The organism is Flavobacterium sp. GNP001, from assembly GCF_054343775.1.
Genome location: NZ_JBTGUX010000001.1, coordinates 2,268,406 through 2,292,674, shown reverse-complemented (window position 1 = coordinate 2,292,674; position 24,269 = coordinate 2,268,406). Strand labels below are relative to the sequence as shown.

General features: G+C 36.1%; 23 protein-coding genes. 10 read left to right on the top strand and 13 right to left on the bottom strand.

The features are described from left to right. Positions 1 to 103: 103 nt before the first annotated feature. The 5 genes from ACXX8U_RS09770 to ACXX8U_RS09750 all read right to left on the bottom strand — a co-directional run bounded on the left by ACXX8U_RS09770 (position 104) and on the right by ACXX8U_RS09750 (position 4,550). Positions 104 to 541 carry a hypothetical protein gene (locus ACXX8U_RS09770; RefSeq protein WP_458565691.1) on the bottom strand — a complete coding sequence of 146 codons (438 nt, stop codon included), beginning with the start codon at positions 539 to 541 and terminating at the stop codon, positions 104 to 106. A gap of 155 nt (positions 542 to 696) precedes the next feature. Further along, positions 697 to 1,095 carry an energy transducer TonB gene (locus ACXX8U_RS09765; protein WP_458565690.1) on the bottom strand — a complete coding sequence of 133 codons (399 nt, stop codon included), beginning with the start codon at positions 1,093 to 1,095 and terminating at the stop codon, positions 697 to 699. Positions 1,096 to 1,272: 177 nt separating this feature from the next. Beyond that, positions 1,273 to 1,704, bottom strand: a complete 432-nt coding sequence (locus ACXX8U_RS09760; RefSeq protein ID WP_458565689.1) for an RDD family protein — start codon at positions 1,702 to 1,704, stop codon at positions 1,273 to 1,275. Between the two features lie 142 nt (positions 1,705 to 1,846). Beyond that, positions 1,847 to 2,572, bottom strand: a complete 726-nt coding sequence (locus ACXX8U_RS09755; RefSeq protein ID WP_458565688.1) for an SIMPL domain-containing protein — start codon at positions 2,570 to 2,572, stop codon at positions 1,847 to 1,849. A 253-nt stretch (positions 2,573 to 2,825) separates the two neighbouring features. After that, positions 2,826 to 4,550 carry a T9SS type A sorting domain-containing protein gene (locus tag ACXX8U_RS09750; protein ID WP_458565687.1) on the bottom strand — a complete coding sequence of 575 codons (1,725 nt, stop codon included), beginning with the start codon at positions 4,548 to 4,550 and terminating at the stop codon, positions 2,826 to 2,828. 491 nt (positions 4,551 to 5,041) lie between these two features. On the opposite strand from ACXX8U_RS09750, the gene ACXX8U_RS09745 reads away from it, so the two are divergent. Further along, the gene (locus ACXX8U_RS09745) at positions 5,042 to 6,448 is read left to right on the top strand and encodes an APC family permease (protein WP_458565686.1); all 1,407 of its coding nucleotides are present in this window, start codon (positions 5,042 to 5,044) and stop codon (positions 6,446 to 6,448) included. 1,064 nt (positions 6,449 to 7,512) lie between these two features. On the opposite strand, the gene ACXX8U_RS09740 is transcribed toward ACXX8U_RS09745, so the two are convergent. Together ACXX8U_RS09740 and ACXX8U_RS09735 are read right to left on the bottom strand one after the other, a co-directional pair. Next, entirely contained in the window at positions 7,513 to 8,961 is a 1,449-nt protein-coding gene (locus ACXX8U_RS09740; protein ID WP_458565685.1) for a glyceraldehyde-3-phosphate dehydrogenase, read from the bottom strand. Between the two features lie 158 nt (positions 8,962 to 9,119). Then, entirely contained in the window at positions 9,120 to 10,520 is a 1,401-nt protein-coding gene (locus tag ACXX8U_RS09735) for a trypsin-like peptidase domain-containing protein (protein WP_458565684.1), read from the bottom strand. A gap of 137 nt (positions 10,521 to 10,657) precedes the next feature. Between ACXX8U_RS09735 and dapF the strand changes: the two genes are divergently transcribed. From dapF to ACXX8U_RS09710, 5 genes are all read left to right on the top strand, one after another. Continuing rightward, entirely contained in the window at positions 10,658 to 11,440 is a 783-nt protein-coding gene (gene dapF, locus ACXX8U_RS09730; RefSeq protein WP_458565683.1) for a diaminopimelate epimerase, read from the top strand. Positions 11,441 to 11,514: 74 nt separating this feature from the next. Then, a complete protein-coding gene (locus ACXX8U_RS09725; RefSeq protein WP_458565682.1) occupies positions 11,515 to 12,057 on the top strand; it encodes a GNAT family N-acetyltransferase in 543 nt (180 codons plus the stop codon). 80 nt (positions 12,058 to 12,137) lie between these two features. Then, entirely contained in the window at positions 12,138 to 13,178 is a 1,041-nt protein-coding gene (gene mltG / locus ACXX8U_RS09720) for an endolytic transglycosylase MltG (protein WP_458565681.1), read from the top strand. Beyond that, positions 13,129 to 14,070: a DUF2279 domain-containing protein gene (locus ACXX8U_RS09715; protein ID WP_458565680.1), complete on the top strand. Its 942-nt coding sequence runs from the start codon at positions 13,129 to 13,131 to the stop codon at positions 14,068 to 14,070. The genes mltG and ACXX8U_RS09715 overlap by 50 nt, the downstream gene beginning before the upstream one ends. 97 nt (positions 14,071 to 14,167) lie before the next feature. Then, complete coding sequence (locus ACXX8U_RS09710; protein ID WP_458565679.1) at positions 14,168 to 14,809, top strand: peptidoglycan-binding protein LysM; 642 nt, start codon at positions 14,168 to 14,170, stop codon at positions 14,807 to 14,809. A gap of 76 nt (positions 14,810 to 14,885) precedes the next feature. On the opposite strand, the gene scpA is transcribed toward ACXX8U_RS09710, so the two are convergent. The 4 genes from scpA to udk all read right to left on the bottom strand — a co-directional run bounded on the left by scpA (position 14,886) and on the right by udk (position 19,547). Continuing rightward, positions 14,886 to 17,024: a methylmalonyl-CoA mutase gene (gene scpA, locus ACXX8U_RS09705; protein WP_458565678.1), complete on the bottom strand. Its 2,139-nt coding sequence runs from the start codon at positions 17,022 to 17,024 to the stop codon at positions 14,886 to 14,888. A gap of 60 nt (positions 17,025 to 17,084) precedes the next feature. Beyond that, on the bottom strand, positions 17,085 to 18,452 hold the full coding sequence (locus ACXX8U_RS09700) for a methylmalonyl-CoA mutase subunit beta (RefSeq protein ID WP_458565677.1): 1,368 nt from the start codon (positions 18,450 to 18,452) through the stop codon (positions 17,085 to 17,087). 81 nt (positions 18,453 to 18,533) lie between these two features. Further along, positions 18,534 to 18,857, bottom strand: a complete 324-nt coding sequence (locus ACXX8U_RS09695; RefSeq protein WP_458565676.1) for an FtsB family cell division protein — start codon at positions 18,855 to 18,857, stop codon at positions 18,534 to 18,536. An 81-nt stretch (positions 18,858 to 18,938) separates the two neighbouring features. Continuing rightward, a complete protein-coding gene (gene udk, locus ACXX8U_RS09690; RefSeq protein WP_166138832.1) occupies positions 18,939 to 19,547 on the bottom strand; it encodes a uridine kinase in 609 nt (202 codons plus the stop codon). Between the two features lie 149 nt (positions 19,548 to 19,696). Between udk and ACXX8U_RS09685 the strand changes: the two genes are divergently transcribed. From ACXX8U_RS09685 to ACXX8U_RS09670, 4 genes are all read left to right on the top strand, one after another. Next, positions 19,697 to 20,278 carry a Crp/Fnr family transcriptional regulator gene (locus ACXX8U_RS09685; RefSeq protein WP_458565675.1) on the top strand — a complete coding sequence of 194 codons (582 nt, stop codon included), beginning with the start codon at positions 19,697 to 19,699 and terminating at the stop codon, positions 20,276 to 20,278. 89 nt (positions 20,279 to 20,367) lie between these two features. Next, on the top strand, positions 20,368 to 21,123 hold the full coding sequence (locus tag ACXX8U_RS09680) for a pirin family protein (RefSeq protein WP_458565674.1): 756 nt from the start codon (positions 20,368 to 20,370) through the stop codon (positions 21,121 to 21,123). Between the two features lie 38 nt (positions 21,124 to 21,161). Further along, positions 21,162 to 21,692, top strand: a complete 531-nt coding sequence (locus ACXX8U_RS09675; RefSeq protein WP_458565673.1) for a YceI family protein — start codon at positions 21,162 to 21,164, stop codon at positions 21,690 to 21,692. 61 nt (positions 21,693 to 21,753) lie between these two features. Continuing rightward, positions 21,754 to 22,053, top strand: coding sequence for a hypothetical protein (locus tag ACXX8U_RS09670; RefSeq protein ID WP_458565672.1), 300 nt, complete (start codon positions 21,754 to 21,756; stop codon positions 22,051 to 22,053). 82 nt (positions 22,054 to 22,135) lie between these two features. Here ACXX8U_RS09670 and ACXX8U_RS09665 read toward each other — a convergent pair whose 3' ends face one another. Further along, positions 22,136 to 23,017: an SDR family oxidoreductase gene (locus tag ACXX8U_RS09665; protein WP_166138604.1), complete on the bottom strand. Its 882-nt coding sequence runs from the start codon at positions 23,015 to 23,017 to the stop codon at positions 22,136 to 22,138. Positions 23,018 to 23,096: 79 nt separating this feature from the next. After that, on the bottom strand, positions 23,097 to 24,224 hold the full coding sequence (locus ACXX8U_RS09660) for a methionine aminotransferase (protein ID WP_458565671.1): 1,128 nt from the start codon (positions 24,222 to 24,224) through the stop codon (positions 23,097 to 23,099). Positions 24,225 to 24,269: the final 45 nt, after the last annotated feature.

The window sequence follows — 24,269 nt, the reverse complement described above, 5'->3', positions numbered from 1 at the left end:
CATTATAAATATCTCACTATTAAAAAAACTGAATTTTTGACAAATTAAAATTGTAATAATTCTTTAATAATGTGAGCCTGTGCAGCGCTCCCGTGAGTGGGTTTTACTTTATTCGCTTTAATGTAATGGTTGATTCTTTATTTTTTTCACTAAAATCAGTAATTCGAGTACCATCAAAACTTACTGCGATTTGAATATTATCAATATCAATAAACTTAAGGACTCCTTTGATGCGACCTTTTTCTATCTTTTCAGTTCGTGAATAAACGATAAAATCAAACCAAAACGGATTTTTTACAGAATCAATAAAGTATCTTAAATCTGCCTTTTGTCCTTTGATACTAAAATTTTCACCACCCAGTTTTTCACAGTTAATTGTAAACGACACAAAGCTGTCTTCTGTAAAAATTAATTCGGAAGGATTATTCAAATAATCAATTCCTTCCCATTTCCCCACGATATCTGATGGGCTTTGACCGTACATTCCAGTTATTGAAAATATGAATAAAGCTACTATGTAAAATGTTGTTATTTTCTTCATGATGTTCATTAAAATTGCTCTCAACAATCTTGTATTGAGACGAGCTAGTGTTTAAAAGGCGTAAATTTTCGATTAAAAATAAAATTTTAAATAACAAACTTCCATTTAAGCCTAATATTTAAATCCGTTGTAATGGCTGCTATGCGATTGCTATTTTAGCGTGTAGATTCAACATGAATTTTAACAAAATAGGATGTTCTAACAGTATAGCCATTTTGCTGGCCCGGTCGCCATTTAGGAAGCTTGTTTAAAACTTTAATTGCTTCTTCACCGCTACCATGGCCTACATCCTCTCTGACTTTCATATTTGACAATGTACCATCTTTTTCGATAATGCAATCAACTATGATTTTTCCTTTTAAATTTTCCTCTTCGGGAGTTATAAAGTTTTTGGCAATAAATGAGTAAAAACTTTTCAATCCTCCTGGGAACTCAGGTTTTACTTGAACCTCTGAATAATCAATTAAAAAGTCATCTTGAGTTTCTTTTGGGGTTTCTTGTGAAAAAATAGTAGTAGTTGCGATAAGTAATAATAGCAATATTGAATTCTTCATTTTAAAATTATTAAGAGTGAGTTATTGTTTATTGGAAACCTCGGCTGGCGCGACCGTCTCGCTCGAAAATACATTTTAGAATTGAACAGCATAAAAAATCTTATGACTGGCATAAACTAAAATCATTCTAATCCGTTGACACCATCACGAGCGAAAAGCTCGCGCTAAAGGACGGTTTTATTTATTTTCTACTTCGGTAACGATAGTTTTTGCCCAAATATCTCCTAAGCGTTGATTTCGGTCGGTGTTTTTAATTGTAATTATCGCAACCAAGCCAAATGGGAACATATCAATCGGGTCAAATAAATGTCTTTTTATTGATTGGCTCAAACTCAATTCGCCATTACTTTTTGTTAAAGATTGCGGCTTTAGTCCAACTAAAGCATTACCAAGAGTTGCTCCAAGAAAGACTTCGGTAAAAACAATAATTAAAAACCAGAATACAAATGGAATTAAGCTTAGTATTCCCGTAACCGAATATCCGCCCTCATTATTTGGTTCTCCGAAAGCGTAAACAAAAGCAAAGAAGAAACCATAAACTAATAAATAGTCAATTAAACCCGCAATAAATCTTTTTAATAAATTTGGTTTAGTACGATATTCTGTCATTATTTTTTTTAATATTTAATCAATTGATAATTTGTCAATTTATAGAAATTTTGATGTTTTTTCTGCTTTTAATTTGTCATTTTTCACACATTTTTCAAATGCATAACTGGAGCGATCTTCGCGCTAGCGGTAGGATTGCTTTTTATTTTTTTACTATTTCGTAAACGATAGTTATGGTTTCCTCTAATTCTATTTCCTCAACTTCAAATTTGTCGAAGGAAGTTTTTGGATTTGGAGCCGAAGCCGCCATTGTTTTATCAAACTTCATTTCAGATACATCATCCGAAGCTGTGAAATAATCTCGTGGGCTAAATTTCGATACTTGTTTTACATTATTAATCGTAACATTTAATGTATTTGCAACGTTTTCCGCATAACTTTTTGCATCTGCAATTGCTATTTGAACTAATTTTTGCCTAATTTTTTTTTCTAATTCTGCAGAAATTTTAGTTTCAAATCCTATATCTAAATCTTTGATGTTTTCGATTTGAATTTCTTGATAAAATGCTTCAATAACTTTATTGTTCAAAGGAAAATCAATTGACAAAGTATTTGTAGCAGAATATTCTTTTTTATTGTCATCGTTTTCATTACTTGACACTTTATAATCTGAAATTTTAATATTTTTTTCTGTAAAGCCTATTTTAAATAGTACTTTCTGCAACTTATCAATTTCTTCATTTAGTTCTTTGATTGCATTTCTTTCAACCTGATTTTCTTTTTCAATAGTTACTCTTAAATACGCCAAATCAGGTTTTACTTTTGTTTTTGAACTTCCTTGTGCCATTATTTCATTACCACTATTTGTTTGTGAAAATGTGGAAATGGAACAAATAGAAAATACGAGGATTGCAATTATTTTTTTCATCATTATTTTATTTAAAGTTGTAATTCTGTTTAGTGAAATCGGCAGCCAACCTTAGGATGACCTCGCGGATTAGGTGTTAAAGTAAACTTGTATGCAAGCAAGTGCAAGGGTCACGCTTGTGAATACAAATACTATTTCAATATTTTTATAAAACCATATGACTGCTACAAACTAAAATCATTTTAATCCGTTGACACCATCATGAGCGGGACGCTCGCGCTAGCGGGGGATGTTTATTTTAAATCGTTATGGGTTATTGTACAATCACTTTATAACTAAAAGTTTTGTTTTCAACTGAAAAATTAAATAAATACAACCCACTTGGGTAACCAATAAGATTAATAGTTTTTAATCCTTGCTTTGAAAAAGTCTCAAAGACTTTTGCCCCTTGTATGTTATAAATAGACAATGAATCAAACTCAATGTTTGAGCTAAAATTAAAGATTCCATTTGACGGATTTGGATAAATTGTGAAAGTACCTTTTTCAATCTGACTAACACCTAATAAACTATCATCTTCATAAGCTCCAATATCAATCATGTTAACAATCCTTTGATTACCTTGTAAGTCATTATTTGGAAAATAAAATGTTTCACCGTTTACTCCTGGCCAAGATGTTGGAAATACTGTCATATTTCCAGCATTAATTAAACTTGAATTTGATTGAAGTCGAAAATTGTTATTGCTTGCATCAATAAAAGACGGGTTACTATTTAAATTATTTTCATAGACAATTGCATTGCCATAAATAGCTATATCTGATAATCCACCTTGTATATTACAATATCGAAAACTTGGTGTCCAACCTACTACATCGTTGAAAGTTCTAATTTGTGAACCAATCGGACTAGTATTATTCCAAAAAATACTATTGACAATTTCTGGGGCTGGTTTATAAATATAAAGTCCACCGCCAGAAGTACCTGCAGAGTTTTGAACTACAGTATTATTAATAAATTTACCCCAACCACTATAATCCATAAAAACAGCACCACCATTCCAAGATGCTTTATTGTCAAAAAGCAAATTATTTATCAAATCTGATTTACCATCTAAAAATAGAGCGCCACCCTCTCTTGATCGATTTCCAGATACAACATTATTGTAAAAAGATAAATTGTAATTATTAGAATTATACACACTACCTCCTTTATACTGAGCAAAATTATTTGTAAATGAATTATTAATAATTTTTGGACTTGAATATGAATTAATTTTAATGCTACCGCCTTCGCCCCAGTGTAATGCATGCCCAGTTGCTATATTTTCAATAAATTGACATTCTTTGATTGTGGCATTACAATAATATATTTCTAGTGCTCCACCGCTGTAAGCTACATTATTCCTAAAAATACAATTTTCAATCAATGGATTACTACTGGAAATGTACATTCCTCCACCATGACCCGCAGAATAATTTTCTTTTATGACACAGTTCTTCATTTTAAATGACCCACCTAAACCTTGGTATACAAAAATACCACCTCCATAACTGGAACCATTAGTTGTTCTAGCATATCCTTTTGTTATTATTAAACCATCTAGAATTGTATTTTCATTTAAATTCACATATTCACATGAAACGACATGTATTAAGTTGTCTGTTAAATCATTTGGATTACCAATTTCACCACTCAATACTGTTTGATTATCAACCCAATTCCTTTGATTTAAATTGGTTTCGAGTCCACTAAAACCGCCATAAATGGCTACACTAGGTTTTAATTTAAAAGTCATTAGAGTAGGATTTGTCGGAATCTTTTCATTTAAATCAGTCGTGGGAAAATAAGTTCCAGCAGATACCCAAATTTGTCCACTCGAAGTCGAGTTAATAGCTGTGCTTAAATCTTTGTAGGCATTTTGCCAACTACTTCCATTGTTTAAACCAGTTGCATTTTGTTTTACGTAAACAATCTGCGAGTAGCTACTATATGCTATGATTAAAAATGCAATTACAGAAAATGTATGTTTTTTCATTTTTCAATGTTTTAAAAATTTAGTTGATTTTTGCTTATTTATTTAAATATGAATTTTCGTTATAAAAATCCGATCCTTGATGGATTCCGCACAGTCATTAGTGCTAACTAGTATATAAATCTAAAAAAATGACACATCGAACCTTCAAATTAGATCACTTCCTTGATGCCAGCCACATTTATCTGTTTCCAAATATAAGTATAATAGTATTACAAAACAGCAAATACGTTTTAATAGTTTCAACCTTTTCGTACTTAAAACGCTAATGAAATACTTTTCTTTTTCGAGATTAAACTTGAAAAGGAGGATTTTGCATGAAGGATAGCAGCGGCATCCTTTATTTTCTTTCTTTAAGAAAATAAAGATAGAGCGGATAGCCTGACGCAGCTGTAGCCGTGCGGAAGCTGGGACATGCCCAAAATAAGCGCATCTGAATTTAGATTTCTAAAAAAAGTATATCTTTAACCCACAACTAACCAAAAAACCATTTTATGGAAGACCAAAAAACAGACAATTTTAAGAGAGAATTAGGACTACTTGACGGGACCATGCTTGTGGTGGGCTCTATGATAGGATCGGGGATATTTATTGTAAGCTCGGATATGGTGCGACAACTCGGCTCTGCCGGCTGGCTGATTGCTATGTGGGTGCTTACGGGCGTGATTACCGTGATTGCAGCGGTGAGTTACGGCGAGTTGAGCGCGATGTTCCCTACGGCGGGCGGGCAGTATGTGTATATTAAGGAAGCTTACGGTAAACTGATTGGGTTTTTGTACGGATGGAGCTTTTTTGCGGTGATTCAAACCGGTACTATTGCAGCGGTGGGTGTGGCTTTTGCCAAATTTGCGGCTTACTTGTATGCGCCTTGGAGTGATAAAAATATTTTGTATGAAATAGGCGATTTTAAACTAAACGCGGCCCAAATTGTATCTATTGTTACGATTGTGTTGTTGAGTTATGTGAACAGTCGCGGGGTGAAGAATTCTAAGATTTTGCAAACGGTGCTTACGGTGATCAAAGTACTCTCGTTAGCGGGTTTGATTATTTTTGGTTTCATTGCTGCCGATAGTGCGGTTTGGGATGCGAATTGGGCCAACGCATGGCAAGCTCAAAGTTTGAATGTGGAAACAGGCGAGTGGTTGCCTATTGGTGGTATTGCGTTGATATCGGGTATTTCGGCGGCCTTTGTGGGATCGCAATTCTCTAGCGTGGCTTGGGAAGGCGTGACTTTTATAGCAGGCGAAATTAAAAACCCTAAACGCAATGTGGGTTTGAGTTTGTTTCTAGGAACATTATTAGTGAGTGTGATTTATATTGTGGCCAATGTAATGTACTTGGCTGTGGTGCCTTTGTTTGATATTGCTACTGCCGAATCAGATCGTGTGGCTGTGGTGGCTTCGCAAACTATTTTTGGGTCGGTTGGTACTTTGATTATTGCCGTGATGATTATGATTTCGACTTTTGCGTGTAACAATGGTTTGATTATGGCTGGTGCTCGTGTGTATTATACGATGGCGCAGGATGGTGTTTTCTTTAAAAAAGCGGCTTCGTTAAACAAAGCGAGTGTACCAGAATGGTCTATTTGGGCGCAATGCATTTGGGCTTCGGCCTTGTGTTTGACGGGTAAGTATGGTGATTTACTTGATTTTGTGGTGATTATTGTACTGGTGTTTTACATCTTGACGATATTAGGAATATTTATTTTACGCAAAAAAATGCCAAATGTAGAGCGTCCGTACAAAGCTTTTGGTTATCCGGTACTGCCTGCTTTGTACATTTTGATTTCTTCGGCGATATGCTTGGCGTTATTGTACACGAAACCGACTACTTGTGGCTGGGGCGTGTTGATTATGCTTATTGGTATCCCGATTTACTATTTGACAAAGGCGAAGGAGTAGTTTTTTTTAATTATGAGTTATGAATTATGAGTTATTAATTATGAGTTATTAATTATGAGTTATTAATTATGAGTTATTAATTATGAGTTATTATTTATGAATTATTATTTATGAATTATTTAGCTGCGAGATGTATTATATTATTCATGAATTTAAAATAGTTCAACTTACATAAAATTAAATTCCTCATACGTTTTAAAAAGTCATTGTTGATTTCGTTTAGAGGTTTTTAAAAAATCAATAAAAAATCAATAAAAAATCAATAAAAAATCAATAAAAAATCAATAAAAAATCTGCTAAATCCGCGTAATCTGCGTGCCAATTCATTACATAACAAAGCGTTGGCTGTTTTACATTTAAAGCTATTGACTAAAACTAAAAGAATCTGTGAAATCTGTGGTTCAGTCACAGTCTCAGTATTCAGTCTCAGTTTTTAATTTTGGAGTTTAGATTGAATATTTTTAAAGTTGAAAATCTGTGGAATCTGTGAAATCTGTGGTTCAGTCACAGTCACAGTTTTCAGTCTCAGTATTTAATCTCGGAGTTTAGATTGAATATTTTAAAGATGAAAATCTGTGGAATCTGTGAAATCTGTGGTTCAGTCACAGTCTCAGTATTCAGTCTCAGTTTTTAATCTCGGAGTTTAAATTGAATATTTTAAAGTTGAAAATCTGTGGAATCTGTGAAATCTGTGGTTCAGTCACAGTCATAGTATTCAGTCTCAGTTTTTAATCTCGGAGTTTTGATTGAATATTTTTAAAGTTGAAAATCTGTGGAATCTGTGAAATCTGTGGTTCAGTCACAGTCACAGTTTTCAGTCTCAGTATTTAATCTCGGAGTTTAAATTGAATATTTTAAAGTTGAAAATCCGCTAAATCCGCGTAATCTGCGTTCCAATTCGGTACCACATCAAAAAGCATAAACAAAAAATCCGTCTCGTTCTAAAACAAGACGGATTTTGAATTTTATTCAAGTCGGGAAGTGGCTGTTCTAAATTTAAAACTATTTACTAAAACTAAAACTAAAAAAATCACAACCACCCACCACAACTTGTAAACGGTACGCTAGTAGTACGTAAAACGTCTTACTTTAGCAATATATTTAGCCAAGCGTATTACTTGGTGGCTGTAGCCGTATTCGTTATCGTACCAAATGTAAAGTACTATGCTTTTACCATCTTTTGAAACAATGGTAGCATTACTGTCATAAATAGCGGGTTGTGCCGTTCCTACAATGTCTGAGGAAACCAACTCGTTATTCATTGAATATCTAATTTGCTCAACTAATTCACCTTCAAGCGCATACTTTTTCATAATTGAATTCAAAGCTGCTACGGTAGTTTTTTTAGAAACTTCCAAGTTTAAAACTACTAACGAACCATTAGGTACAGGAACTCTGATCGCATTAGAAGTTAATTTTCCTTCTAACGATGGTAATGCTTTTGCAACAGCGCTTCCGGCACCAGTTTCTGTAATTACCATGTTCAAACCAGCAGCTCTTCCGCGGCGGTATTTCTTGTGCATGTTGTCTACCAAGTTTTGATCGTTGGTATAGGCGTGAATGGTTTCTAAATGTCCTTTAACAACGCCTAAGGTATCTTCAACCGCTTTTAGAATCGGAGTAATCGCATTGGTTGTGCAAGAAGCTGCTGAGAAAATACTGATTTCATCTGGGTTGTACTCGTTGTGGTTAACTCCGTGAACAATATTCGGAACTCCTTTTCCAGGAGCAGTAAGCAATACTTTATCAGCTCCTTTTGAAGTAAGGTGACGACTCAAAGCTTCTTGAGTTGTAAATGCTCCCGTATTATCAATCACTAAGGCATTATCAATATGGAATTGCGTATAATCAATTTCTTCAGGACTGTTTGCAGTAATAACATGAACAGTTGTACCGTTGATGATTAACGCATTGTTTGCAGGATCGGCAGTAACTGAACCTTCAAAATCACCATGAATAGAATCGTATTGTAACAACGAAGCACGTTTTTCTAATGAAACTGCATCGTTTTTATCGCGAGTTACAATAGCACGCAAGCGCAATTGACTTCCTTTACCTGTTTTCGACATTAATTCTCTAGCCAATAAACGACCAATACGTCCAAAACCGTACAATACAACATCTTTAGGTTGAATTTCTTCTGAATTTTTAGCGTTTTTTAGTTTGTCAATTACAAAATATTTCGCGTCAGGATAATTGTCTTCTTCCTGGCCAAACTCATACGTAAGTTTTCCAATGTCTAATTTTGCGGGCGGCAAGTTTAATTCTAAAATCGCTTTAGCAATTTTAACAGAATTAAAAATAGAAATAGGTTTGCCAACAAATGCAGCAGCATACTCATGTAGGTTGATTACCTCGCTTACATTGCGATCGATCAATTGGTTGCGAAACAAAACCATTTCAATGGATTTGTCATACCATAAATCACTGATGATTTTAATCAATTCTACTCCTGCACGTCGCCTGTCGGCTTGCAAAGAGACTTCTTTTTCGTATAAAGTTGTAGTTGTCATGTTGAAAATTTAATGAAAATAAGGTCTTGTATTTTTTTAAAATTTGTGCAAAAGTACCCATTTCAATCGATTTCGTAGCGTGTTTTTCATTTTTTTTGCAAAATAAAAAAGCCACCTTGTTTTGCAAGATGGCTTAGTGTTTTAAACTTTAAAATTTTTTACATAAAGAAGCGTAGCAATTCACCGTTTTTACTGATCAATTCAATGCGTACTTTTTGATTGTCATCAATTTTACTCATTAATTTTGATACGGTTTCTACATTAGTCGCTTTCACATTATCGATACTCAAAATAATACTTCCAACCAATTCCTCTTCGTATTGCTGCCATTTTTGGTCGCTAATGCCTTTGATGCGCACACCGTAATCGATTTTAAATTTCTTTTTATCGGCTGCTTCAATATTTTCTAAGGTCATTCCTTTGAACTCCGCATTAAAAAACTCGTTTTTGCTCAACGTAACCGGAACGGTTTTTATTTTTCCATCTCGGTTGTAAGTTACTTGTACTTTATCGTTTGGACGTTTGGTGTTGATGTAGCCTGACAAATCTGCAAAAGTGCTGATGTTTTGTTCGTCTATTTTTACAATAACATCTCCTTTGGCCAAACCAGCCTTGTCAGCACCTGAATTTTTAGTGACTTTATTGATGTAAAATCCTTGAGTCAAACTAATACCATAATCTTTAGAACTCATGCTGTTCAATTCACCACCTTCAACACCTAGAATTCCGCGTTGTACATTCCCAAACTCCATTAAGTCTTCAATGATTTTTCGGGTAATGTTAGAAGGAACGGCAAATGAGTAACCAGTATAACTTCCTGTTGGTGACGAAATCATCGTGTTAATTCCAATCAATTCACCGCGAGTGTTCACCAAAGCACCACCACTGTTTCCAGGGTTTACCGCCGCATCTGTTTGAATGAACGATTGAATTCCGCTTGTGTCTAAATTTCTGGCTTTCGCCGAAACGATACCTGCCGTAACAGTCGAGTTCAAGTTATACGGATTTCCTACCGCCAAAACCCATTCACCCACTTTAACTGAATCAGAATTCGCGAAAGCGGTGTATTGTAACTTTTCATCGGCATCAATTTTAAGCAAGGCGATATCCATTTTTGAGTCGGTACCAATCAGTTTTGCTTTGTATGATTTCTTGTTGTTAAGTGTAATCTCAATTTCGGATGCATCTTTAATCACGTGATTGTTTGTCACGATGTAGCCATCTTCAGAGATAATTACGCCAGATCCAGTTCCTACTTGCTCCTGCGATTGTCCGCCTCGAAAGCCATAAAAGTATTCTAGAATTGGGTTAGAAACAGTTGTTCTTGAAACGTTTTTTACGTGAACCACCGTATGTATGGTCTTGTCAGCAGCCTCAGTAAAATCAAGCACTTCTGATGCTAAACCAACTCTTTTTCCGTATGAATTGGATGCCATGGTGACTACTGAACCATTATCTTTAGAAAAATAACCATCAGTATCAAATAATAGCTTGTAGGAACCTAAAGTAACCACACCGCTTAACAAGGAAACTCCAAATAATGTTGATAAATTTTTCATCTTTAATTTCGTTTTAAAAAATAATTACGAGTAAAATTAAAACTTTTTTGGTTTGTTAAAATACCGTTTAACGCTCTTTAACAATGATTAACATTTCATTAATAGTTTGTACTTTTGTACTTCACAAAATTAAAAAAATGCAATTAGAATTTTATAAATACCAAGGCACAGGCAACGATTTTGTTATGATTGACAACCGTTCGCTTTTTTTTCCAAAAGAGAACACAGCACTTGTGGCAAAATTGTGCGACCGACGTTTTGGGATAGGAGCTGATGGCTTAATTTTACTGGAAAACGATGCTGAAACCGACTTTAAAATGGTGTATTACAATTCAGATGGAAATACGAGTTCTATGTGCGGGAATGGTGGTCGTTGTTTGGTAGCTTTCGCCAAAAAGCTACAGGTTATTGAAAACAAAACTACGTTTATTGCAACAGACGGTTTGCATCACGCTACTGTTGAAGAGAACGAAATTGTTGCACTGCAAATGATTGATGTAGCCGATGTCAATGTGCAAAAGGATTATGTTTTTATGAACACCGGTTCGCCACATCATGTGCAGTTGGTAGCTGATTTACCAAATTTTGACGTAAAACAAAATGGAGCTGCCATTCGTTATGGCGCTTTATACGGTCAAGCCGGAAGTAATGTCAATTTTGTGAACCAAATCGATCCGAATACCTTTTCTTTACGTACCTATGAAAGAGGAGTAGAAGATGAAACACTTTCTTGCGGTACTGGTGCAACAGCCGTAGCCATAGCCATGAATGTGTTAGGAAAAACAGCTGAAACCGAAATTAATTTGAATGTTGAGGGCGGAAAATTAACCGTTTCGTTTGAAAAAGAAGGGGAGCAGTTTACAAATGTTTTTCTGAAAGGACCTGCTCAATTTGTATTTAAAGGTACGATCGAAATTTAATTTCCCAAATCAATATTAAAACCAACTTTGGTGCATCGCTGCGATTCCTCAATGTAACTTCCTGAAATAATTAAATGAAAACATTAAAAGGCAAAAACATCTATATTCGTGCGCTAGAGCCCAATGACTTGGAGTTTGTCTACGCCATTGAAAACGATCAAAGTATTTGGGAAGTAAGCAATACGCAAACTCCTTACAGCAGATTTTTGGTCAAACAATATCTTGAAAACGCCCAACAAGATATTTATGAAGCCAAACAATTGCGATTGGCTATTTGTCAAGACGAAGATTTTCCGGCAGTTGGCTTAATAGATTTGTTTGATTTTGACCCCAAAAACAATAGGGCAGGTGTAGGTATCGTTATTCAAAAATCAGAAAACAGAAATCAAAACATCGGTTCAGAAGCGTTAGATTTATTAATTGAATATGCTTTTACAAACCTCAATTTACATCAATTGTATGCAAATATTAGTACCGAAAATGCTGCAAGTACGGCACTTTTTACTAAATTTGGATTCGAAAAAATTGGCGTCAAAAAAGATTGGACTTTCGTAAAAGGAGTCTACAAAGACGAAGCCATTTTTCAACTCATTAACAAACATTGGCCATCGCTTTAATTGTACAAAATGAGTTGTTGTTTTTCAAATAGTTAGGTATAAATTAGAAAACATATTTCTTCATTCATAAAAGCCCTCAAATGAATATTAAAAAAATTATTAGCATTGTATCTGTAGTTGTAATCTCCATTTTATTGGTTTACGGTTTGTATTTTGTACAAAAAGTATTTTCGCCGAACACCAAATTTTCAGAAAATGAAGTTTACTTATACGTTCCTACTGATGCAAATTATGAGCAGGTAAAACAATTGCTTGTGCCTTATGTTGAAGATATGGAACGTTTTGAAACGGTTGCGAGTAAACGTGGGTATACCGAGAATGTGATTCCAGGTCGCTTTCTTTTGACAAAAGGAATGAATAGTTATGAATTGGTTAAAAGTCTGCGCCTTAATTCAGCGGTTAAATTGGCTTTTAATAATCAAGAACGCATCGAGAATTTAGCAGGTCGTGTGGGTTCACAAATTGAAGCTGACAGTACTTCATTATTGCAAGCTTTCAAAGACTCTACTTTTTTAAAAGAAAACGGATTTAATGAAGAGACGGTTTTGGCCTTACTTATTCCAAATACCTATGAGATTTATTGGAACACATCTGCGGTTAAATTCAGAGATAAAATGCTAAAAGAATACCGTAATTTTTGGACTGAGGCGCGTATCGCTCAAGCGCAAAAACAAGGTTTAACACCTATTCAGGCAACAACTTTAGCATCAATCGTTCATAAAGAATCAGTAAAAAAAGACGAAAGACCACGCATTGCAGGCGTATACTTGAATCGTTTGCGTTTAGAAATGCCTTTGCAAGCCGATCCAACCGTGATTTATGCCTTGAAAAAGAAATCTAACGACTTTGATCAAGTGATAAAAAGAGTTTTTTACAAAGACTTGGTAACGCCACATCCGTACAATACATACATGAACATTGGTTTGCCTCCGGGACCAATTGCCATGCCAGATATCACTGCGCTCGAAGCAGTTTTAAATCCTGAAAACAACGACTTCATTTACTTTTGCGCCAGCGTAGATCGTTTTGGGTATCATGAGTTCGCTACAACTTTAGAGGAGCACAATGTTAATGCAAAAAAATACTCTGATTGGATTAACAGTCAAGGCGTGCAAAGATAAAATGCGTCTTGTTCTTTGTTTACTCCTTTTTTTTCAACTAAGTTTAGCACAGCGTTTTTTTGAACCTGCTGATTCTTTAAATGTTAAACGACAAAAAGCAGTAGGGATTTCCCAAGCCACACTTGCAGCTGGAACATTAATCGGGTTAAATCAGTTGTGGTATGCTTCGTATCCTCGGTCGAAGTTTCATTTTGTTGATGATAATGCAGAATGGCTTCAAATGGATAAGGTAGGACATGTTTATTCTTCTTATCAATTAGGTCGCCTGAGCGCTGAACTTTGGCAATGGAGCGGTGCCAGTAAAAAAAAACAAAGGTTGTATGGTGCCGGAAGGGGCTTTGCTTTTTTAACTGCTGTTGAGGTTATGGATGGTTTTTCTCAAGAATGGGGAGCATCTGTAGGTGACGTAGTGGCCAACGCAACGGGAACAGGCTTGTATCTCGCACAGGATCTTCTGTGGGAAGAACAACGTATTATTCCTAAATTTTCTTTTCATCAAACCACTTTTGCAAAATACCGTCCAGAAGTTTTAGGCGCCAATTTGACGGAACAAATTTTAAAAGATTACAACGGTCAAACCTATTGGCTTTCGGTGAACTTGCATTCCTTTGCCAAGCAATCAAAATTGCCCAAATGGTTCAATATTGCCTTGGGATACGGCGCCGATGGAATGCTAGCAGGAAACTCTAAAGATCAAGTTGCAACGGGCGGCTTTAATGCAAGCCGAACGAGACAGTTTTACCTTAGTTTGGATGTTGATTTAACCAAAATAAAGACCCAATCTCCGGTTTTAAAGACTGTTTTTTCTTTAATTAACACCATTAAGGTACCCGCTCCAACACTCGAAATCAGTCAGTTCGGCGATATAAAATACCACTTCGTCTATTTTTAGAAAAGTTTAACGTGCTGATTATCAGGCTTGCTATTTTTTACGTACCTTTGCGCATAGAAATTTCTTAACGGGACAGCGTTTTGAAGAAAAACAATTTATGATAAAGAAGTGGTATTTTTACACTAGTCTGACTGTGGTTACAGTTTTTTTGAGTTTAGGTTTTAAGCCTTTAAATTTAGAAACTAACCCCTGGTTTCTCATTAATGAAGAAGATGGTTCACACTACTTATTTCCATCTGAACAAGCAAGTGAATACAAGAATTCAAGTATTCCTTACACTGGTAATTTTTTTGTTGGTTTTAAAGAAGCTATCGGAAAAAGAGAATCAGAAAGCAAGTATAAAAAAATCAATTCCTTAGGTTATTTAGGTAAATATCAATTTGGAACCGAGACATTGAAATCGGTAGGAGTAAAAAGCAGTTCTCATTTTTTAAACAGTCCAGAATTACAAGAAAAAGCATTTTTGGCCTTGTTAGCTAAAAATAAATGGGAATTAAAAAAAGAAATTGAAAAATACGAAGGAACCGTTTTAAATGGTGTTCGTATTACAGAGTCAGGAATTCTGGCAGCAGCTCACCTTGGTGGTGCTGGATCAGTTAAAAAATACTTTAGGTATAAAGGAAGACGCAATTTTTCTGATGCTTACGGATCGTCAATTCGCAGTTATATGAAAATGTTTAGCGGGTATGATACTTCGTTTATAGAAGCAGATGGAAACGCAACTGTTACGTCTATTTAAAATTACAAGAATAGAAAAAGGCTAGTGCAATACTAGCCTTTTTTGTGCTTATTAGTTTTCAAGATAAAAAACTAATTTATTCTTCACTACCAATTAAAATTTCTAAAATACTAATGGCAGCTTCGCTAATTTTAGTTCCTGGTCCAAATACTGCTACCGCTCCCGCATCAAATAAAAATTGATAATCTTGTGCCGGGATTACACCGCCAACTACTACCATAATATCTTCTCGGCCGTATTCTTTTAAAGCATCGATTACTTGTGGTACTAAGGTTTTGTGTCCTGCAGCTAATGACGAAACGCCTAAAATATGCACGTCATTTTCAACGGCTTGTTTTGCTGCTTCGACTGGTGTTTGAAAAAGTGGACCTATATCAACATCAAAACCTACGTCAGCGTAACCTGTGGCTACTACTTTTGCGCCACGATCATGACCATCTTGTCCCATTTTTGCAATCATAATTCTAGGTCGACGCCCTTCTACAACGGCAAAATCATTGGCCAATTGTTTAGCTTTTTCAAAGCTTTCGTCATTTTTGATTTCCTTACTGTACACGCCGCTAAATGATTTGATTTGTGCTTTATACCTTCCAAAAACCGACTCTAAGGCATCACTAATTTCTCCTAATGTCGTTCTGTTTCTAGCTGCTTCTACTGCAATTTCTAACAAGTTTCCTTCGCCAGTTTTTGCACAGTGAGTTAGTTTCTCTAGTGATTGTTTTACTTTTTCACTATCTCGTGTAGCTTTAATACGATCTAGTTGTTCCAACTGTTGCTTGCGAACCATTTGGTTGTCTACATCCAAAATTTGCAACGGGTCTTCTTTTTCTAAACGGTATTGGTTAACGCCAACAATAATATCTTGTCCGCTATCAATTCTAGCTTGTTTTCGAGCTGCAGCTTCTTCAATACGCAATTTCGGGATACCAGATTCAATTGCTTTGGTCATACCGCCTAATGATTCTACTTCTTCAATAAGTTTCCAGGCATTATCGGCAATTTCTTTTGTAAGGCTTTCTACGTAATAGCTTCCTGCCCATGGGTCTACTGTTTTGGTGATTTTCGTTTCTTCTTGCAAGTACAATTGAGTGTTACGAGCAATTCTGGCAGAAAAATCAGTTGGTAAAGCAATGGCTTCGTCAAGGGCATTGGTGTGCAACGATTGGGTTCCTCCAAAGGCTGCCGCTGCTGCTTCAATACAAGTACGAGCTACGTTATTAAAAGGATCTTGCTCTGTTAAACTCCATCCAGAGGTTTGACAGTGTGTGCGTAATGCTAATGATTTATCGTCTTTTGGCTCAAATTGTTTGACTAGTTTAGCCCAAATCATTCGGCCAGCACGCATTTTGGCAATTTCCATAAAATGGTTCATACCAATGGCCCAGAAAAAAGATAAGCGAGGTGCAAAATCGTCAATTTTCATTCCCGTTGCTAATCCGGTACGAATGTATTCCAATCCATCAGCAAGCGTGTATGCCAACTCAATATCTGCGGTAGCTCCAGCTTCTTGCATGTGATAGCCAGAAATAGAAATGGAATTGAATTTTGGCATTTTTTGACTGGTATATTCAAAAATATCAGCAATGATTTTCATTGAAGGAGTGGGAGGGTAGATGTAGGTATTGCGCACCATAAATTCTTTAAGGATATCATTTTGAATGGTTCCCGAAAGTAATTCTGCAGCTACACCTTGCTCTTCGGCGGCTACGATATAAAAGGCCATAATAGGTAAAACAGCACCGTTCATGGTCATTGAAACCGACATTTCATCTAGTGGGATTTGATCAAAAAGAACTTTCATATCCTCGACAGTGTCAATGGCTACTCCAGCTTTTCCTACGTCACCAACCACGCGTTCGTGATCTGAGTCGTAACCGCGATGCGTTGGTAAATCAAATGCAATTGACAAACCTTTTTGGCCTGCTGCCAAGTTTCTTCTGTAAAAAGCATTACTCTCTTCGGCAGTAGAAAATCCAGCATACTGACGAACAGTCCAAGGACGTCGCACGTACATCGTAGCGTATGGCCCTCTTAAATTGGGAGCAAATCCAGCTCCAAAATCAAGATGGGATACTGTTTCTAAATCCAATTTAGAGTAGGTAGGCTTTACTGAAATTCCCTCGGCAGTTAAAAAAACCGACTCGTTTGCTGCCTCCGGTTGATTTGCAGTTGCTGAAGGTTGTAATTGTAAATGTTGTAAATCTTTTCTTTTCATTTGTGTCATACCAAATTGTACAAGTTGGAAAGGTGTAATGTGTTGAACCCTTAGTTTGAATTACGCTTCGGAACTCAATCGTTCTTGTTCTAGTTTTTCAGCCAAACGTTTTTCAATGATTGGCGTGATAAGGGTTTTGCGAGGTTTTATTTTTACAAAAGGAAACAATTCTAGGTCGTGTTTCATCTTGTCGTTTTTGTTAGGATGTTTATTGGTTCCCAACAATATTTCTTTGCCATTATCAAAAAGATCTTGACTTGCATCAGCGCTTTCTTGAATTTTTCGCTTTATGATTCCCTCGTTCAATTGTTTCAAAAAGCCGCCGTTAGCTTCGATATCTTTGAACAAAGTCAATGCTTTTTCAGCCAATTGATTCGTTAACGTCTCGATGTAATAACTTCCATCTGCTGGATTATTTACTTTGTCAAAATAACTTTCGTTCTTTAAAATAAGTAATTGGTTGCGAGCAATTCGGTCGCCAAATTCATTGTCTTTATGGTACAAAGCATCGTAGGCTAAATTCGCAACAGCATCAGCTCCGCCAAGAATAGCACTCATACACTCTGTCGTGGTGCGTAACATGTTTACATTGTAATCGTAAAGCGTTTTATTGCGTTTGGTTGGTGTTGCAATAATGTGACAATTTGGGTTGGCCTCATATTCTTTTGCAATTAGTGAAAACAACAAGCGTAAAGCTCTTAATTTCGCTATCTCGAAAAAATAATTGGTTCCAACGGCAATTTCAAACACCATCGGTTGCTTTTGGTACGACAAATGATTGAAATATTCTGTGGCGTGACCTAAAGCATAAGCAATTTGCTGCACCATATTCGCTCCTGCATTTTGGTACAAGGCCGCATTAATGCTCAGTACTGAAAGCGAAGGATGCTTTGCGCAAATGTTTTGCAGGGTTTCAAAATTGTTTTTTTCTTTAGTAGTAAACCAGTTTCCTTCTTTGGCTAAATGCCCAATTGGATCTAGGTTCAGGAAAATTTTCGCACTACTATTTGCAGCAAACGCAGCGATTTTGTTCACGAAATCGATTGAAATAAACGACAGGTTAAAGTAAACCGTTCTGTCGTTCAGAGGTGTTTTTTCTAACAAGCTAGTAACATCAATAGCCTCGTTATCAATAGAAAAACGAATGGAGTCTGCGCCGCGTTGTAAAGTATCGGTAGCTCTTTCTATCGATTTTTCGAGATCGTAAACATAAATATTTTGACAAATACTAAAATCAGCCGCCTTTGTGGCAACATCAAAAGTATTTTTGCTATCCTCTTGAGTGTAAAAAGGTTTTACTTGAATGTCTTCAGGCGATGTCCAAACCAAGGTTTCATTGTAGTCAGCGCCTTTGAGTTCAAATTGAATTTTTTGTTTCCATTGTTTCGCCGAAACGGAATCGAAATCATCAAAAAGGTTTGTTGTCATTGTGTTTGTTATTTGAAACGGCTCCAATTTTTGTAAAAACAAGAGCCGTTTATTAGGAGGTGTAAACTTTATTTTGAGGTTTTACTCTTGCTTTAGTGAATCATTTTCAAACTCGATGATGTAAATGTCCTCACTGTCTTTCTTCATGTAATATTTTTCTCGAGCATACTTTTCAATTTGTTCGGGATTTTTCAGTTGCCTAATGTTTTCCTGATCTTTTTTGATTTCTTCTCGATAGTAAGCAGCATTGTCCTCTAAACTTTCAATTTCATCATTCAGAAATTGATGGTCAAAATAGGAGTAATTGTCCAAGAAAACCATCCAAATGGTAAAAAACAACAATACCCAAATGTATTTATTGCTTAAAAATTTAAACCATGGATTGTTTTTAAAACTGCTTTTCATATTCCTGTTTTGTTGCGGCTGTAAAGCGCCAAATGCTTTTTGTTGATATGTATTCTAGAATACCCGAAAGGTACAATTAAATTATAAAATGCGTTGATTAATTACGGCGCGTACTACGTCGATGGCAACAGTATTGTATTTGTCATTTGGGATAATGATGTCTGCAAAAGCTTTCGTTGGTTCAATAAACTGCTCGTGCATTGGTTTAAGCGTATTTTGATAACGATTAATCACCTCATTCATGTCACGACCACGCTCTGCAATGTCTCTTTTCATACGACGAATCAAGCGCTCATCTGAGTCAGCATGAACATAAATTTTTACATCAAAAAGTTCTCTCAACTCTGGGTTGGCCAAAATCAAAATCCCCTCTACAAGCATTACTTTACGCGGATGTGTAAAAACGGTATCGTCAGTCCTGTTGTGGGTTACAAAAGAATATACGGGTTGGTGAATATTGTTTCCAGCTTTTAATTCTTTTAAATGCTCTACCAACAATGGAAAGTCTATCGCACGTGGATGGTCAAAGTTAATTAATGCTCTTTCATCAAATGAAAGACCGTGGTTTTCCTTGTAATACGAGTCTTGTGAAATAATACCAACCTCTGCTTGTGGTAATTCGTTCATGATTTGATGTACAACTGTTGTTTTTCCACTTCCTGTACCACCGGCAATTCCAATAATGAGCATAATAATTTTGTTATGTTTTTGATGGTGCAAAAATAACAATTTAAATGGCAGCAGTTTTTGTTTTTTACATAAATATTGGTGCATCTTAACCATTTTTTTTACCAAAGGCAGTGCTTATTTTTGTAACTTTCCACTCTAAATAAAAAGCTTTGTACGAACAAATTAACACAAATATCTCTCGCTACGTACCTTTTGATTCAGAGGAATTAAGGATTTTTAATTCTTTGATGGAGTATCAGCAAGTGCCCAAAAAGACAATGTTGCTACAAGCAGGCGAGATGTGCAATTTTGAAGCTTTTGTTATAAAAGGTTGCGTTCGTAAATATTATATTGATGCCAATGGCTCTGAAGTAATTTTACAATTTGCTATTGAAAATGCTTGGGTTAGCGATATTTCATTTAGTATTTATGAGCATAAACCGAGTCAAGTCTATATTGAAACGCTAGAGGATTGCTCTTTTTTCATTTTTACTCCAGAAAACAAAGAAGCACTTTTTGCGCAAGCACCTCGATTTGAACGCGCTTTCCGAATCCTGATGCAGCGTAGTTTGGCGGTTACCCAAGAACGCCTATTTAATACTATTGCTAAGTCGGCAACCGAAAAATATTTGGAGTTTTTAGAACAGTATCCTACACTTTCGCAGCGTGTAGCCCAGCATTACATTGCTTCGTATCTCGGTATTTCAGCTGAATTTTTAAGTAAAGTCCGTCATAAAATCGCTAAAACGTAAAAAAGGAGTTTTGTTTTTCTTGTCCTAGTTCAATGTTTTTATTTGGCTTTTGCTACAACTTTGCAAAGTACTTTTAAACAACTTGAAAAATGGAAAATACAAATACTACCCCAAGCATTGATACCAATTTTAAACATGTGTTGCACAAGGCTGAGACTCGTGGTCATGCCAATCATGGTTGGTTAGAATCATACCATACTTTCAGTTTTGCAAATTACCAAAACAGAGAACGCATGAATTTTGGTGTGCTTCGTGTTTTAAATGATGACAGAGTCAACCAAGGAATGGGATTTGGTAAGCATCCACACGACAATATGGAAATTATTTCTATTCCACTCGAAGGCGATTTGGAACACCAAGACAGTATGGGAAACACTACTGTAATTAGAGAAGGTGATGTACAAGCCATGAGTGCTGGAACAGGAATTTTTCACAGCGAATACAACAAAAATCAAGACCAGTTGGTTAAGTTTTTGCAAATTTGGATATATCCGAACAAAAAAAATGTCACACCTCGATACGATCAAGTGACGCTTGATTTAAACGATCGTCATAACAAATTACAACAAGTTTTGTCACCAAATCCTGAAGATGAGGGAGTTTGGATTCATCAAGATGCCTGGTTTCATATGGGGAAATTTGATGCTGGTGTTGCAACTGAATATCAAATCAAAAAGCAAGGAAACGGCGTTTATGTTTTTGTGTTGAAAGGCGATTTTACGGTGCAAAACATCAATTTGAATCAACGTGACGGTTTAGGAATTTGGGATACGGATTCGTTTTCGATAACTGCAAATTCTGACGGTGCCGAAGTCCTTTTGATGGAAGTACCAATGCAACTTTAAATAACAAACAATCAATTAATTTTTTAAATAAAACAATTATGGCTACAACTAAATGGGCAATTGACCCAACACATTCTGAAATTGGATTTAAAGTAAAACACATGATGTTTACGAATGTTTCAGGTAAATTTTTAACTTTTGATGCTACTATCGAAACTGAAACTGAAAGTTTTGAGAATGCTAAAATTAATTTTACAGGAGCTGTAGCTTCAGTAAATACAGGTAATGCCGATAGAGACAAGCATTTGCAAAGTGCCGACTTTTTTGATGCAGAGCAATTTCCAGAAATCACTTTCCAAGCGACTTCATTTACACAAAAAAGCGGTTCTGATTATGAATTGGTAGGCGATTTGTCATTACATGGCGTAACAAAATCTGTTAATTTAGCTGCTGATTTTGGTGGAACAATGCAAGATCCTTGGGGAAATACTAAAGTAGCTTTTGCTTTAGAAGGTAAAATTAGCCGCAAAGATTGGGGCTTGACCTGGAATTCAGCTCTTGAAACAGGTGGTGTTCTTGTAAGTGATGAGGTTCGTTTGGCAATCGAATTGCAATTCGTAAAACAATAAATTCTATTGTAAAAAGTAAGTCGTTGTTTAGGCTTTCGCCGAAGAAATGTATGCTCATGCCATGAAAAAAGTCAATATTTTATACATAGGAAGGCATCTTGAAATATTGCAAACGGTAATTCGTTTGATCAATAAGCAAGATAATTGGCAGGCGCAAGGCGTATTAGAAGATGAGGAAGCCAAAGCAATTTTTGCAGCATATAATTTCGATATCGTTTTGTTGGGATGTGGAATTTTAGAAGAAGAAGAAACGGCTTTACGCTCTTTTTTTGAAAAGCAACAGCCCCATTGCCGAATCGTACAACATTACGGCGGTGGCAGCGGATTACTTACTAGCGAAATCTTACTGGCTTTAGAATAATAATTTTTCTAAATAGGAAAGGCAAACCAAACAAGGGTTACACTTGGTTGGTTTGCCTTTATTTATTTTTATAAACTGATGTTTATTTATTCTTTTTGGCTTTGATCATCATTTCTAGTTGATCCCAAAGCTCTTCTGGAATAGCTTCTAAAAGGTTGAATTGTCCCGCTCCTTTTAACCATTCGCCACCATCAATGGTAATAACATCTCCGTTTACATAAGCTGAAAAATCAGATACCAAATAGGCAGCTAGATTAGCAAGCTCTTGGTGATCTCCCACACGTTTTAGCGGAACTTTTTTAGCCATATCAAACTTTTCAGCCAAATCACCAGGCAATAATCGGTCCCATGCGCCTTTGGTAGGAAACGGACCTGGAGCAATTGCATTGGTACGAATTCCGTATTTTGCCCATTCTACAGCCAAACTACGAGTCATGGCCAATACACCAGCTTTTGCAGTGGCGCTAGGTACTACATATGCTGATCCCGTCCAAGCATAAGTCGTAACAATGTTTAGCACCGTAGCCGAAGCTTGTTTGGTGTCAATCCAATGTTTACCAAATGCTAAAGTACAGTTTTTAGTACCTTTTAATACAATATCAATTACTGTATCAAATGCATTAGCTGACAATCGCTCGGTAGGTGAAATGAAGTTTCCGGCTGCGTTGTTTAGCAGTACATCAACTTTTCCAAAAGTTTTTAAAACTTCTTGCAACATGTTCTCCACCTCGGTGTAATGACGTACATCACACTGAATTGGTAAGCAGCTACCGCCTGTTTCTTGTTCTAATTCTGCAGCAGTTGTTTTCAATTTTTCTAAATCGCGAGACGAAATAGCAACTTTGGCACCCAACTCTAAAAAATATTTAGTCATGGCTTTTCCTAGGCCACTTCCGCCGCCAGTAACCACAATTACTTTGCCTTCTAGGGCATTATCGCGTAACATTTTATCTGTATAACTCATCTTTTTTCTTTTTTACAATTGTAAATATACTAAAAATTAAATAGTATGCACGCATAATAAATTTATTTTCACACCAGTTTTAAAGCGCACACAGGCGCGCTGCAGCCGCTTCAAGGGTCTCATTGTCTTTGGCAAAACAAAACCGAATTAGTTTTAAATCTTTTCCATCGGCATAAAAAGTAGAAATTGGGATGGCCGCTACTCCATAATCGGTAATCAAACGTTTGCAAAAATCGACATCACTTTCTTGCGAAATTGCCGCGTAAGAAGCCACTTGAAAATACGTTCCCTCGCAAGGCATTAGTTTGAAGCGACTGTTTTGCAAAAGACTTCTAAAAAAATCTCTTTTTTCTTGATACATCGTTTTGATGTCGGCAATAGCAACTACATCTAAATATTCTGCAATTGCAACTTGGCAAATGCTGTTGACGCTAAACACTAAAAACTGATGTACTTTTTTAATTTCGGTCATCAAGGCTTCTGGAGCAACTAAATACCCAATTTTCCATCCGGTGATGTGAAACGATTTTCCAAAAGAGGATACAATTATGGTTCTATCATTCAAAAAGGGACGAGTGTGAGCGGAAATATGGTTTTCTTCGAACGTGATGTATTCGTACACTTCGTCAGAGAGTAAAAGTACTTTTGGAAATTTTGCCAATAATCGTTCTAGTGCTTCAAAATCAGTTGCTTTAAGGATTTTTCCTGTTGGATTGTGCGGATTATTAATGATCAGCATTTTGGTTTTTGAGTTAAATGCTTCTTCAATGCGTTCCCAATTTGTTGCATAGTCGTCATCGAGTGGTACTCGAACAGGTATAGCGCCGGCTAAGAGAATCGGAGTCTCGTAGCAATCATAACTTGGGTCAACAATTACTACTTCGTCATTGGTTTGAATGAGCGCCGTAATCGTAGTAAAAATTCCTTGGGTTGCACCGGTGGTTACCATAACTTCGGTTGCGGCTGTTAACTTTCTTTGATAGGAATCTTGTATCAATTTTGCTATTTTCTCTAACAAGGGTACATATCCAGCCATAGGTGCATATTGGTGGACATTTTCATGGGTGAGTCTTGCAGCAATGGCGGTTAGTCGCTCATCAACGGGAAAATTAGGAAAGCCTTGAGATAGGTTTATCGCGTTGTGCTTTGCTGCCATCTGCGACATTACTGTAAAAATACTTGTTCCGCTGTTGGGTAATTTACTCATAGTTAAGGTGCCAAATTAGGACCTCAATATAGCTAATTTAAAGTA